This window comes from Enterobacter sp. RHBSTW-00175 (assembly GCF_013927005.1).
Taxonomy (GTDB): domain Bacteria; phylum Pseudomonadota; class Gammaproteobacteria; order Enterobacterales; family Enterobacteriaceae; genus Enterobacter.
The window spans coordinates 1,141,572-1,154,449 of the sequence record NZ_CP055930.1; the positions used below are offsets into that span (position 1 = coordinate 1,141,572).

The following is a 12,878-nucleotide window of genomic DNA, read 5'->3' on the forward strand; positions in this document are numbered from 1 at the left end:
TTTACTTTCCGCCAGCAAGTTCCAGGAAGCTGCCGGTCACATAGGACGCTTTGTCGCTCAGCAGCCAGGCAATGGCCTGAGCGACTTCTTCCGGCTGGCCGCCGCGCTGCATTGGCAGCATAGACTTGACCCTATCCACACGCCCCGGCTCACCGCCCGAGGCGTGAATATCGGTGTAAATCAGCCCGGGACGCACGCAGTTGACGCGAATACCCTGCGCGGCCACCTCCAGTGCTAACCCGGTGGTCAGCGAATCTACCGCACCTTTGGAAGCAGCATAGTCTACATATTCGCCCGGCGCGCCTAAGCGTGACGCCGCCGAAGAGACATTCACAATGGCCCCGCCCTGGCCACCATGCTTATGCGACATGCGTTTTACCGCTTCGCGACAACAGAGAAAATAGCCCGTCACATTCGTGGCCAGCACGCGGTTGATACGCTCGGCAGACAGGTTTTCGATAGTGGATTGCTCGAAAAGGATCCCGGCGTTGTTGACCAGCGCGGTCAGCGGCTCGCCTTCCCGGTCGAGGCTTTCGAACATCGCCAGCACCTGCGCTTCATCGCTGATATCCGCGCGCACGGCAAAGGCTTTACCGCCCATATCAACAATCGTCCTGATGACATCGGTTGCCGCCTTGATGTTGCGGTGATAGTTCACCGCAACGGTGTAGCCTTCGCCTGCCAGCTGTAGCGCGGTGGCTTTACCAATTCCGCGGCTGGCACCGGTCACAAGTGCAATTCCCATTCTCTTCTCCCAATAAAAAAGCCGGGTAGCGCTAACGCTTACCCGGCCTACGTTACTACACCACGACTGTTACTGGTATTCGCTCATCGGCACGCAGGAGCAGAACAGATTACGGTCACCGTAAACGTCATCAAGACGCTTCACGGTCGGCCAGTATTTGTTCGCCACGCCAGCCGGGAAGACGGCCAGCTCACGGGTGTAGCTGTGGTTCCACTCAGCCACCAGCTCGTGCTGGGTGTGTGGCGCGTGAACCAGTGGGTTGTCTTCCAGCGTCCATTCGCCGTCCAGCACGCGATCGATCTCCATGCGGATCGCCAGCATCGCATCAATAAAGCGGTCCAGCTCAGCTTTGCTCTCGGATTCCGTTGGCTCCACCATCAGCGTACCCGCTACCGGGAACGACATGGTTGGGGCGTGGAATCCGTAGTCGATCAGACGTTTGGCGATGTCCAGTTCGCTGATGCCGCTTTGCTCTTTCAGCGGACGAATATCCAGAATACATTCGTGTGCCACACGGCCATCGCGGCCAGTATAGAGCACCGGGAAGGCAGACTTCAGGCGAGTCGCAATGTAGTTGGCATTCAGAATAGCCACCTGGCTTGCCTGCTTCAGCCCTTCCGCACCCATCATGCGGATATACATCCAGCTGATAGGCAGGATAGAGGCGCTACCAAACGGTGCCGCAGATACCGCACCCTGACGGGTCAACATGCCTTCAATCTGCACAACGCTGTGGCCAGGAACAAACGGTGCCAGATGCGCTTTCACACCGATTGGCCCCATACCCGGGCCGCCACCGCCGTGTGGAATGCAGAAGGTTTTGTGCAGGTTCAGGTGCGACACATCGGCGCCGATAAAGCCCGGAGAGGTAATGCCAACCTGGGCGTTCATGTTGGCACCATCGAGGTATACCTGGCCGCCAAACTGATGCACCACTTCGCACACTTCACGGATAGTCTCTTCGTACACGCCGTGGGTGGACGGGTAAGTCACCATGATGCAGGAGAGCTTATCGCCCGCCTGTTCTGCTTTTGCACGCAGGTCAGCCAGGTCGATGTTACCGTTCTTATCGCAAGCCACAACGACCACTTCCATCCCTGCCATCTGTGCAGATGCCGGGTTAGTACCGTGAGCAGAGCTTGGGATCAGGCAGATATCGCGATGCCCTTCGTTGCGGCTTTCGTGATAGTGGCGGATCGCCAGCAGACCTGCATATTCACCCTGTGCGCCGGAGTTCGGCTGCATACAGAGTGCATCGTAACCGGTCAGTTTCACCAGCCAGTCAGAAAGCTGGTTGATCATCAGGTGATAGCCTTCTGCCTGCTCTGGCGGGCAGAACGGGTGCAGTTCAGAGAACTCAGGCCAGGTGATTGGGATCATCTCAGCCGCAGCGTTCAGCTTCATGGTGCAAGAGCCCAGCGGGATCATCGCCTGATTGAGCGCCAGATCTTTGCGTTCCAGAGAGTGCATATAACGCATCATCTCGGTTTCGCTGTGATAGCGATTGAACACCGGGTGCGCCAGGATGGCATCGTCACGCAGCATGGATGGCTGGATGGAACGGCTGTCATGGGCCACATCTTTATCCAGTGAGTCAACATCCAGGCCGTGCGCGTCACCCAGCAGCACGTTAAACAGGTTCAGGATATCTTCACGCGCGGTGCTTTCATCCAGTGTAATACCCACTGCGTTGTGAATATCGCTGCGCAGGTTAATTTCTGCTGCATCAGCGCGCGCGAGAACGGCCGCTTTGTCTGCCACTTCAACACACAGGGTGTCAAAGTAGTGAGCGTGGCGCAGCTTGAGGCCTTTTTGTTGCAGGCCGCAGGCCAGAATATCCGCCAGACGATGAATTCGGCTGGCAATACGCTTCAGGCCAGCCGGGCCGTGGAAGACGGCATACAGGCTGGCAATGTTTGCCAGCAAGACCTGCGAGGTACAAATGTTGGAGTTCGCTTTCTCGCGGCGGATGTGCTGCTCACGAGTCTGCATCGCCATACGCAGTGCGGTGTTACCAGCAGCATCTTTCGATACCCCGATAATACGGCCAGGCATAGAGCGTTTGAATTCATCTTTCGCGGCGAAGAATGCCGCGTGCGGGCCACCGTAGCCCATCGGTACGCCAAAGCGTTGTGCAGAGCCGAACACAATATCCGCGCCCTGTTTGCCCGGTGCTGTCAGCAATACCAGCGCCATAAAGTCAGCGGCGACGCTCACTACCACTTTGCGGGTTTTTAACTCGGCAATTAGCGGGCTGTAGTCGTGAACTTCACCGGTAGTGCCTACCTGTTGCAGCAGCACACCGAAGACGTCCTGGTGATCCAGCACTTTGTCTGCATCATCAACAATCACGTCAAAACCGAAGGTTTCCGCACGGGTGCGTACCACGTCCAGTGTTTGCGGGTGAACGTCTGCCGCCACGAAGAAGCGGTTGGCATTTTTGAGCTTGCTGACACGTTTGGCCATCGCCATGGCTTCTGCCGCAGCGGTCGCTTCATCCAGCAGAGACGCGGAAGCGATATCCAGGCCAGTCAGATCCAGCGTGACCTGCTGGAAGTTCAGCAGCGCTTCCAGACGGCCCTGAGACACTTCAGGCTGATAAGGGGTGTAAGCGGTGTACCAGCCTGGGTTTTCCAGCATATTGCGCAGGATAACCGGCGGTAACTGCACGTTGGTATAGCCCATGCCAATGTAAGACTTGTAGCGCTTGTTCAGGCCGGCAATGGCCTTCAGCTCCGCCAGTGCGGCGAATTCTGTGGTGGCTTCACCTACCTGCGGCGGTGTTGCAAGCTGGATGTCTTTTGGCACTATCTGGCCGATCAGTGCGTTTAATGAATCCGCGCCAACCGTGTTCAGCATCTCCTGCTGTTGCTGAGCATCCGGCCCAATGTGACGTTCAATAAAAGCGCCACGGTTTTCAAGCTGGCTTAAAGTCTGTGTCATGAGCGATGGTTCCTGAAACGTGCAGTGAATGTGTTTTCTCCCTCTCCCTGAGGGAGAGGGCTGGGGTGAGGGTGTCGTCTGTTCCCCCTCCCCCTACCCTCTCCCCAAAGGGGAGAGGGATAATGGCTTACTCGTCTTCTAACAGGGCTTCGTACGCGGTCGCATCCAGCAGGGCGGCAACTTCCGCTTCGTCGCTGGCTTTAATTTTAAAGATCCAGCCGCCTTCATATGGTTCGCTGTTCACCAGCTCCGGGGAGTCGCTCAGTGCATCGTTCACGGCCACGATTTCGCCGCTGACGGGTGCATAGATGTCGGATGCCGCTTTAACAGATTCCGCAACCGCGCAATCGTCACCTGCGCCTACGGTCGCGCCCACTTCTGGCAGATCAACAAACACCATATCCCCCAGCAGCTCTTGCGCGTGCTCGGTGATCCCTACGGTGTAAGTGCCGTCCGCCTCTTTGCGCAGCCACTCGTGTTCTTTGCTGTATTTCAGTTCTGCTGGCACATTGCTCATTGAATTTCTCCTGATAAAAATGATTAGGCGACCGGCTTACCGGCGCGAACAAAAATCGGTTTAGTCACATTGACCGGCATTTCGCGGTTGCGGATTTGCACCACCGCCGTTTCGCCAATTCCCGCCGGTACACGTGCCAGTGCAATACTGTAGCCCAGAGTCGGGGAGAAGGTACCGCTGGTGATAACGCCTTCGAGGTGATTGCCGTTAGCATCGGTGAAACGTACCGGCAGTTCGCCGCGCAGCACGCCTTTTTCGGTCATCACCAGGCCGACCAGCTGTTCGGTGCCTTGTTCACGCTGAATTTCCAGTGCTTCACGACCAATGAATTCACGGTCTGCGGGCTCCCACGCAATGGTCCAGCCCATGTTGGCTGCCAGCGGAGACACACTCTCATCCATTTCCTGCCCGTAGAGGTTCATCCCGGCTTCCAGACGCAGCGTATCGCGCGCACCCAGACCCGCTGGCTTAACGCCCGCTTCTACCAGCGCACACCAGAAATCGGCGGCTTTCTCATTCGGCATGGCAATTTCGTAGCCCGCTTCACCGGTATAGCCGGTGGTCGCGATAAACAGATCACCTGCCTGCACGCCGAAGAACGGCTTCATCCCTTCAGTCGCTTTACGTTGCTCATCGCTAAACAGAGAAGCGGCTTTTGCCTGTGCGTTCGGTCCCTGTACGGCGATCAACGACAGATCGTCACGAACAGTGATATCTACAGAGAAAGGTTCAGCGTGTTGGGAAATCCAGGAGAGGTCTTTTTCGCGGGTGGCGGAGTTTACAACGAGGCGGAAGAAATCTTCAGTGAAGTAATAAACAATCAGGTCATCTATCACACCGCCGGAAGCATTGAGCATCCCGGTGTAGAGCGCTTTGCCTGGGGTCTTTAGTTTTGCGACGTCGTTTGCCAGCAGATAACGCAAAAACTCCCGGGTGCGGCTACCGCGCAGGTCGACAATGGTCATATGGGACACGTCGAACATGCCGGCATCGGTGCGCACCGCATGATGCTCATCAATCTGTGAGCCGTAGTGCAGCGGCATCATCCAGCCATGGAAGTCCACCATGCGCGCGCCGCATAACACGTGTTGATCGTACAAAGGAGTCTGTTGAGCCATCTTTTCCTCGTTGAATAAGCAGGGCTATCTTGCGTTTCATGCGCCCAAAATCGCCACGAAACCTGGCGTCGACATCGCCTTACGGATGTCGACGCAAACGTTCTCTTTGACCTGAAGTTACCACCGAAATGGGTGATTAACCATAAGGCAAAGCGGGTCATCACATTAGCTTATGACTAAAAACCGCTAAAAAGCCTACAGAGTTATTCACTGGTAAAATGCGATTAACCCCGCATAAAATTAACATCACGCCAACATGATTTAGCACATGGTGATATTTCATGCGGAAAAGTGGGCTGAATTTCCGTAACATAAAAAACGTAAGATTAGATAATCTAATGCGAAAAATGGCGTGGAATTAGAATATTTCAAACGAGGGAATTTCCCCGGCGCAGAAGCCGGGAAAATAAAGTGTGACGGGGGTCAATACTATTGGAGCCAGTCGGGAAGATCGTTAAGGCCCATCGCCTGACGCAGGAGTTGCGGTTTTACACCCGGGAGGGTGTCGGCCAGTTTCAGGCCAATATCACGCAGCAGTTTTTTGGCCGGGTTTGCGCCAGCGAACAGCTCGCGAAAGCCCTGCATGCCTGCCAGCATCATCGCGGCACTGTGCTTGCGGCTACGTTCGTAGCGACGAAGGTATAAATGCTGACCAAAATCTTTGCCTTCACGGTGCAGACGACGCAGCTCATCAACCAGCTCTGCGGCATCCATAAAGCCCAGATTAACCCCCTGCCCGGCCAGCGGATGTATGGTATGCGCGGCATCTCCTACCAGAGCCAGACGGTGCGCCGCGAACTGACGCGCATAGCGTCCGGTAAGCGGGAAGACCTGCCGTTCGCTTTCAAGGGTGCACAACCCCAGACGATTATCAAAGGCAACGCACAGCGCCTGGTTAAATTCTTCAGGCGTGGCTTCCTGCATCCGTTGCGCTTTTTCCGGCACCAGCGACCAGACAATGGAACAGAGGTGCGGGTCGGCAAGCGGCAGAAATGCCAGAATACCGTCATTATGGAAAATCTGACGCGCCACGCCGCCGTGTGGCTCTGCGGTTCGGATCGTGGCCACAAGCGCGTGATGACGATAGTCCCAGAAGGTCAGCGGAATATCTGCTTTATTACGCAGCCAGGAGTTTGCGCCGTCGGCCCCTACTACCAGCCGCGCGGTGAGCATATCGCCGCTTTGCAGGGTAATGAATGCCTCATTTTCGCCCCAGGCCACCTGCTGGATTTGCGCGGGCGCCATAAGCGTGACATCGCTACAGCGCTGGGCTTTTTGCCACAGCGCGTGGTGGATAACTGCATTCTCAATAATATGGCCCAGATGGCTGTACCCCATGCTTTCGTCATCAAAAGCAATATGGCCAAAGCTGTCTTTGTCCCACACTTCCATTCCGTGATAGCAACTGGCGCGGTGTGCGACAATATCCGACCACACGCCCAGGTGAGTCAGTAGTTTTTCGCTGGCGGCATTGATGGCCGACACACGTAATTCTGGCTGCGCATCCTGTGCAACGGGCTGAGGCAGTTTTTGCTCAAGCACGGCCACACGCAGGCCGCTACCCTGTAAACCACAGGCCAGCGCCAGCCCGACCATTCCGCCGCCGACAATGGCGACATCAACATTCTGCACGGTGATAACTCCTTAACGAGCGACCCAACCAAGAGTCCTCTGCGCCAGCACATCACGTGCCGGGATAAATAATTCCATCGCCATCAGCCCGAGGTTGCGCCCGGCAACCAGCGGTGCCCAGCGATTAGCAAACAGATGCACCAGGCCATCCGTGACACCGATTGTGGCTTCTTTATCGGCATGACGGCGCTTCTGATAATGGCTAAGCACCGAATATGCGCCACAATCTTTTTGTTCACCCCACGCCTGCGCCAGCGATTCCGCCAGGCTCATGACATCACGCAGGCCCAGATTAAACCCCTGACCTGCAATCGGGTGCAGGGTTTGCGCGGCATTCCCCACCAGCGCAACGCGATGGGAAATGGACTGGGACGCCGTCGTCAGCGACAGCGGATAAACAGATCGTTTCCCCGCATGGGTGATGCGCCCAAGCCGCCAGCCGAAGGCCTTTTGCAGCTCAGTGCAAAAGCGCTCATCGCTCCAGGACAGCACTTCATCCGCCCTGTCTTGCGGATGGCACCACACCAGCGAACAGCGATCCTCCGCCATGGGCAGCATCGCCAGCGGGCCATGCTGCGTAAAACGCTCAAACGCACGCCCGTGATGCTCGCTCTGTGTAGAGACATTCGCAATGACCGCCACCTGCCCATAAGGCTGGGTGCGCCATTCCACGCCACACTGTGTGCCCAGCGCAGAACGGGAACCATCAGCCGCAACCAGCAGCTGGCCTTCAAGTGTCGTGCCATCGTCGAGCGTGACGTTAACGGCATCTTCGCTGCGGCTAAAACTTGCCACGCGCGCCGGGCAGTGTAGCGTCACGCCGGGTGCGTCCTGTAACAAGCGGAACAGGCGGAGCCCAACGTCATGCAGCTCAACAACCTGGCCCAGCGCGTCGATGCGATAATCCTGCGCATCAAGGGTAACAAACCCCGCATGACCGCGATCGCTGACGTGCACTGTTTCAATGGCAGTCGCACAGTCGGCGATAGCCTGCCAGATACCAATGCGCGCTAACTGCTGGCAGGCGCCTTGTGCCAGCGCAATTGCGCGGGCATCAAAACCAGGATGTTCGGTGGTTTGAGGTGCGACAGCTTCAATCAGATGAACCGGAAGCTGCCCCTGAGTTAAATGAGATATTGCCAGAGCCAGCGTGGCTCCTGTCATGCCGCCGCCAACGATAATCACGCTCATACGCGTGCCGCTGCCATCAGCGCCTCAATGTCGTCGGCATTTTTCACAACAGAGGCAGTCAGGTTTTCATTGCCGGTTTCGGTGATGACAATGTCATCTTCAATACGAATGCCAATCCCGCGGTACTCTGGTGGGACATCCGCGTCCGGGGCGATGTACAGCCCGGGTTCAACGGTTAATACCATGCCTGGTTCCAGCACGCGCGAACGTTCAGAACCATAGGCACCCACGTCATGAACATCCAGCCCCAGCCAGTGACTCAGGCCATGCATAAAGTACGGACGATGGGCATTTTCGGTGATCAGGGTATCAACTTCGCCTTTCAGGATGCCAAGACGCACCAGACCGGTAATCATTATCCGCACGACAGCACCGGTGACTTCCTGAATCGAGGTGCCCGGACGATAGAGCGTCAGCGCCGTTTCCAGTGATTCAAGAACAATGTCATAAATCGCACGCTGTGCAGGCGTGAATTTGCCGTTTACCGGGAAAGTACGGGTGATGTCCCCTGCATAGCCCTGATATTCGCAACCGGCGTCAATCAGCACCAGGTCGCCCTTACGCAGTTCACTTTCGTTCTCGGTGTAGTGCAGGATGCAGCCGTTTTCCCCGCCCCCCACAATGGTGTTGTAGGACGGATAGCGCGCGCCGTGGCGGGTAAATTCGTGGTGGATCTCGCCTTCGAGCTGGTATTCAAACATCCCGGGACGGCACTTCTCCATCGCGCGGGTATGCGCCAGAGCGCTGATTTCACCTGCACGGCGTAGCACGTCAAGTTCTTCTTCAGACTTGAAGAGACGCATCTCGTGGACCACCGGGCGCCAGTCCGTAAGCGTAGCTGGCGCAGCTAAGTTCTGGCGCGAACCCTTACGCAGCTTATCCAGCGCGTTGAAGACAATCTCATCGGCCCAGGCATATTCACCCTGGGCGTGGTACAGCACGTCCAGGCCGTTAAGCAACTGGTAAAGCTGCTGGTTGATTTCGCTAAACGCCAGGGCGCGATCGACACCAAGCTTTGCAGGCGCGGCCTCCTGGCCTAAGCGACGGCCAAACCAGATTTCGGCGGTTAAATCCCGCACGCGGTTGAAAAGCACGCTGTGGTTGTGGGTGTCATTGCTCTTTATCAGTACCAGTACTGCTTCAGGCTCGTTAAACCCGGTGAAGTACCAGAAATCGCTACTCTGGCGATAGGGGTATTCGCTGTCGGCGCTGCGCGTCACTTCAGGAGCTGCAAAAATTAACGCAGCGCTTCCTGGCTGCATTTTTGCCAGCAGCGCCTGACGACGGCGAGAATACTCTTGATTCGAGATAACCATGACACCCTCCTGTGCGTTATTTTTCTTAATGTAAGGTTGGCTTGCGCACTTCCGGCGCGGTTGGCTGCGAGCGCGTAAAGGTGTCGTGGCACAGCAGCGCCGCAACGCGAACGTACTCAATAATCTCTTCGAGGGACATTTCCAGCTCTTCCTGGTCTTCCTCTTCGTCATAGCCAAGCTGTGCGATGTTGCGCAGATCGTCGATAGCTTCACCCGCTTCGCCGGTCACTTTATCGAGCTTAGGCTGTGTCACGCCAAGACCCAGCAGATAGTGGTTTACCCAACCGGCGAGCGCATCGGCGCGTTCGAAGACGCTAACGTCGTCGCCTTCAGGCAGATAAAGCTGAAAAAGGAAGCCGTCATCTTCCAGAGAATCGCTGGTTGCGGAGTGCATTTTACGCAGCGCTTCAGCCAGCTCGTGACCAAACGCCAGCCCCTCGTTCGTCAGGTCATGAACCAGCGGCTGCCATGAGCTGTCGCTGTTTCCGCCACACAGCATCCCGGCGATCAGACCGTGCATTTCGGCAGGGGTTAAACCCACTCCCTGCTGGTTCAGTAACTGGTTTAATTCGTTGTAACCAGGCATTTCGTTCTGTATAGACATATGCATTCGTCATCAAAGGGAGAAGATTCATGGTATGCTACCACTTTGGACCCTGGTGATACCAGAAAAGGGCTTGTATCTTCACATCAGGGTAGCTATAGTGTCGCCCCTTCGCGGCCCCCGGGGCAGTAAGCGAAGGCAGCGCAGTCAATCAGCAGGAAGGTGGCATGTCTGCACAACCCGTCGATCTCCAGATTTTTGGCCGTTCACTGCGAGTGAATTGTCCACCTGAACAAAGGGATGCTTTGAATCAGGCTGCGGACGATTTGAATCAGCGGTTGCAAGATCTAAAAGAACGCACTAGAGTCACAAATACTGAGCAGCTGGTCTTCATCGCCGCGTTGAACATCAGCTATGAATTGACTCAGGAAAAAGCAAAGACCCGCGATTACGCGGCGAGCATGGAGCAACGCATTAAAATGCTCCAGCAGACCATAGAACAGGCATTGCTTGATCAAGGTCGCACTCCCGAAAGAGCAGGACCAAAGTTTGAATAACACTTCTCAGTTGACTATGGTAGAGTAACTGGGAAGACAAAATTTCTCTGAGATGTTCGCAAGCGGGCCAGTCCCCTGAGCCGATATTTCATACCACAAGAATGTGGCGCTCCATGGTTGGTGAGCATGCTCGGTCCGTCCGAGAAGCCTTAAAACTATGACGACACATTCACCTTGAACCAAGGGTTCAAGGGTTACAGCCTGCGGCGGCATCTCGGAGATTCCCTCTCTCTTCTTCTACCGACTACCATGACTCTACTTTCTGAAGTTTCTGCCTCACGCCAGGACATCCGTCAGTTAATCCGTAAACGCCGTCGTGCGTTAACCTCCGAACAGCAAACGCATTTCGCCCAGCAGGCCGCCGCACGCATGATGGCATACCCGCCGGTTGTGATGGCACATACGGTCGCCCTGTTTCTGTCATTTGATGGCGAACTGGATACCCAGCCGCTTATCGAACAGCTTTGGCGCGCCGGGAAAAAGGTTTGCCTGCCGGTGCTGCATCCGTTTAGCGAGGGGAACCTGCTGTTCCTGAACTACCATCCACACAGTGACCTGGTAGTCAATCGCCTGAAAATCACCGAACCGAAACTGGACGTGCGCGACGTGCTCCCACTTGCGGATCTGGATGTGCTGGTGACCCCACTGGTAGCGTTCGATGAACAAGGTCAGCGCCTGGGAATGGGGGGCGGCTTTTACGACAGAACGCTGCAAAACTGGCAGCAGTATGGATTGCAGCCGGTGGGCTATGCGCATGATTGTCAGGGCGTGGAGGCGTTGCCGGTGGAGAAATGGGATGTGCCGTTGCCTGCGGTGGTGACGCCCAGTAAAACCTGGACCTGGTAGAATAAAGCCGGGTGGCGCTTACGCTTACCCGGCCTACAAAACCTCAACGTAGGTCGGGTAAGGCGCAGCCGCCACCCGACACTACAAACCGCACGATCAGTAAAGCAGACGCGCGCGGATAGTCCCCGGGAGCGCCTTCATGCTCAGCAGCGCCTTCTCGGCCACATCTTCATCCGCTTCAATATCAATTACCACGTAACCCATCTGAGAGTTGGTTTGCAGATACTGTGCAGCAATGTTGACGCCCTGCTCAGCGAAGATCTGGTTAATTGCGGTCAACACGCCTGGGCGGTTTTCGTGAATGTGCAGCAGACGGCGGCCACCGTGCAGCGGCAGAGACACTTCCGGGAAATTCACCGCAGAAAGCGTTGAGCCGTTGTCGGAGTATTTGCTCAGTTTGCCCGCCACTTCCAGGCCGATGTTCTCCTGCGCTTCCTGAGTTGAACCACCGATGTGCGGCGTCAGGATCACGTTATCGAACTCGCACAGCGGAGATGTAAACGGATCGCTGTTGGTTGCAGGCTCGGTCGGGAATACGTCGATTGCCGCCCCTGCCAGATGCTTACGCTTCAGCGCATCACACAGTGCCGGGATGTCGACAACGGTGCCGCGCGCGGCGTTGATCAGCAGTGAACCAGGCTTCATCAGCGCCAGCTCTTCTGCACCCATCATGTTTTTCGTGGACGCATTTTCCGGCACATGCAGGCTCACGACATCACTCATGTTCAGCAGGTCAGACAGGTGTTGAACCTGGGTAGCATTCCCCAGCGGCAGCTTGCTTTCGATATCGTAGAAGAAGACGTTCATACCGAGGGATTCAGCAAGAATACCCAGCTGCGTACCGATATGGCCGTAACCGATGATACCCAGTTTTTTGCCACGCGCTTCGAAAGAGCCGGACGCCAGTTTATTCCACACACCGCGGTGTGCTTTGGCGTTCGCTTCAGGAATACCGCGCAGCAGCAGCAGCAGTTCGCCAATCACCAGCTCCGCAACAGAACGGGTGTTAGAGAACGGTGCGTTAAAGACAGGAATACCGCGCTTTGCAGCTGCATTCAGGTCAACCTGGTTGGTGCCGATGCAGAAGCAACCAATGGCCACCAGCTTTTCCGCCGCAGCGATAACGTCTTCAGTCAGGTGAGTACGGGATCGCAGGCCAATGAAGTGGGCATCACGGATGGACGCTTTCAGCTCTTCAGTATCCAGCGCGCCTTTGTGAAATTCGATGTTGGTGTAGCCTGCTGCACGAAGGTTATCGAGTGCTTTTTGGTGCACGCCTTCTACTAGCAGGAATTTAATCTTGTCTTTCTCCAGTGATACCTTTGCCATTTCCCCGACCCTGTTTTTGTCTGAACTGATGTTGTGCTGGATTTGAATCCGCTGTAGCCAACATATCAAAAAAAACTATTGCAGCAATATGAACGTTTGCGTCGGCACTCTGAAGAAAAGTCATACAGGGCAAAATGGCA

Annotated in this window: 11 protein-coding genes and 1 other RNA gene; 3 read left to right on the forward strand and 9 right to left on the reverse strand. The window is 55.8% G+C overall.

All coding sequences use genetic code 11. From position 1 onward, the window contains the following. Position 1 precedes the first annotated feature (1 nt). From HV107_RS05350 to HV107_RS05385, 8 genes are all read right to left on the reverse strand, one after another. Positions 2-745: an SDR family oxidoreductase gene (locus HV107_RS05350; protein WP_182062347.1), complete on the reverse strand. Its 744-nt coding sequence runs from the start codon at positions 743-745 to the stop codon at positions 2-4. Positions 746-814: 69 nt separating this feature from the next. Further along, positions 815-3,688: an aminomethyl-transferring glycine dehydrogenase gene (gene gcvP, locus HV107_RS05355; RefSeq protein WP_182062348.1), complete on the reverse strand. Its 2,874-nt coding sequence runs from the start codon at positions 3,686-3,688 to the stop codon at positions 815-817. Positions 3,689-3,815: 127 nt separating this feature from the next. Then, entirely contained in the window at positions 3,816-4,205 is a 390-nt protein-coding gene (gcvH, locus tag HV107_RS05360) for a glycine cleavage system protein GcvH (protein WP_166717536.1), read from the reverse strand. Positions 4,206-4,228: 23 nt separating this feature from the next. Continuing rightward, positions 4,229-5,323, reverse strand: a complete 1,095-nt coding sequence (gene gcvT, locus HV107_RS05365; protein ID WP_182062349.1) for a glycine cleavage system aminomethyltransferase GcvT — start codon at positions 5,321-5,323, stop codon at positions 4,229-4,231. A 429-nt stretch (positions 5,324-5,752) separates the two neighbouring features. Next, the gene (ubiI, locus tag HV107_RS05370; RefSeq protein WP_182062350.1) at positions 5,753-6,955 is read right to left on the reverse strand and encodes an FAD-dependent 2-octaprenylphenol hydroxylase; all 1,203 of its coding nucleotides are present in this window, start codon (positions 6,953-6,955) and stop codon (positions 5,753-5,755) included. Between the two features lie 12 nt (positions 6,956-6,967). After that, the gene (gene ubiH / locus HV107_RS05375; protein WP_182062351.1) at positions 6,968-8,146 is read right to left on the reverse strand and encodes a 2-octaprenyl-6-methoxyphenyl hydroxylase; all 1,179 of its coding nucleotides are present in this window, start codon (positions 8,144-8,146) and stop codon (positions 6,968-6,970) included. Beyond that, a complete protein-coding gene (gene pepP, locus HV107_RS05380; RefSeq protein ID WP_182063461.1) occupies positions 8,143-9,456 on the reverse strand; it encodes a Xaa-Pro aminopeptidase in 1,314 nt (437 codons plus the stop codon). The genes ubiH and pepP overlap by 4 nt, the downstream gene beginning before the upstream one ends. A gap of 31 nt (positions 9,457-9,487) precedes the next feature. After that, positions 9,488-10,066 carry a YecA family protein gene (locus HV107_RS05385; protein ID WP_182062352.1) on the reverse strand — a complete coding sequence of 193 codons (579 nt, stop codon included), beginning with the start codon at positions 10,064-10,066 and terminating at the stop codon, positions 9,488-9,490. A 167-nt stretch (positions 10,067-10,233) separates the two neighbouring features. Here HV107_RS05385 and zapA point away from each other — a divergent pair, with 167 nt between their 5' ends. The 3 genes from zapA to HV107_RS05400 all read left to right on the forward strand — a co-directional run bounded on the left by zapA (position 10,234) and on the right by HV107_RS05400 (position 11,409). Beyond that, entirely contained in the window at positions 10,234-10,563 is a 330-nt protein-coding gene (gene zapA, locus HV107_RS05390) for a cell division protein ZapA (protein WP_182062353.1), read from the forward strand. A 41-nt stretch (positions 10,564-10,604) separates the two neighbouring features. After that, positions 10,605-10,788, forward strand: a non-coding RNA gene (gene ssrS, locus HV107_RS05395) — 6S RNA. Positions 10,789-10,812: 24 nt separating this feature from the next. Next, entirely contained in the window at positions 10,813-11,409 is a 597-nt protein-coding gene (locus tag HV107_RS05400) for a 5-formyltetrahydrofolate cyclo-ligase (RefSeq protein WP_182062354.1), read from the forward strand. 96 nt (positions 11,410-11,505) lie between these two features. Here HV107_RS05400 and serA read toward each other — a convergent pair whose 3' ends face one another. Then, positions 11,506-12,738, reverse strand: coding sequence for a phosphoglycerate dehydrogenase (gene serA, locus HV107_RS05405; protein ID WP_182062355.1), 1,233 nt, complete (start codon positions 12,736-12,738; stop codon positions 11,506-11,508). Between the last annotated feature and the right edge of the window lie 140 nt (positions 12,739-12,878).

Bases quoted from the DNA above. Each gene is read 5' to 3' on its own strand.
- HV107_RS05350 (WP_182062347.1), bottom strand. From the start codon at position 745: ATGGGAATTGCACTTGTGACCGGTGCCAGCCGCGGAATTGGTAAAGCC.
- gcvP (WP_182062348.1), bottom strand. From the start codon at position 3,688: ATGACACAGACTTTAAGCCAGCTTGAAAACCGTGGCGCTTTTATTGAA.
- gcvH (WP_166717536.1), bottom strand. From the start codon at position 4,205: ATGAGCAATGTGCCAGCAGAACTGAAATACAGCAAAGAACACGAGTGG.
- gcvT (WP_182062349.1), bottom strand. From the start codon at position 5,323: ATGGCTCAACAGACTCCTTTGTACGATCAACACGTGTTATGCGGCGCG.
- ubiH (WP_182062351.1), bottom strand. From the start codon at position 8,146: ATGAGCGTGATTATCGTTGGCGGCGGCATGACAGGAGCCACGCTGGCT.
- HV107_RS05385 (WP_182062352.1), bottom strand. From the start codon at position 10,066: ATGTCTATACAGAACGAAATGCCTGGTTACAACGAATTAAACCAGTTA.
- zapA (WP_182062353.1), top strand. From the start codon at position 10,234: ATGTCTGCACAACCCGTCGATCTCCAGATTTTTGGCCGTTCACTGCGA.
- HV107_RS05400 (WP_182062354.1), top strand. From the start codon at position 10,813: ATGACTCTACTTTCTGAAGTTTCTGCCTCACGCCAGGACATCCGTCAG.
- serA (WP_182062355.1), bottom strand. From the start codon at position 12,738: ATGGCAAAGGTATCACTGGAGAAAGACAAGATTAAATTCCTGCTAGTA.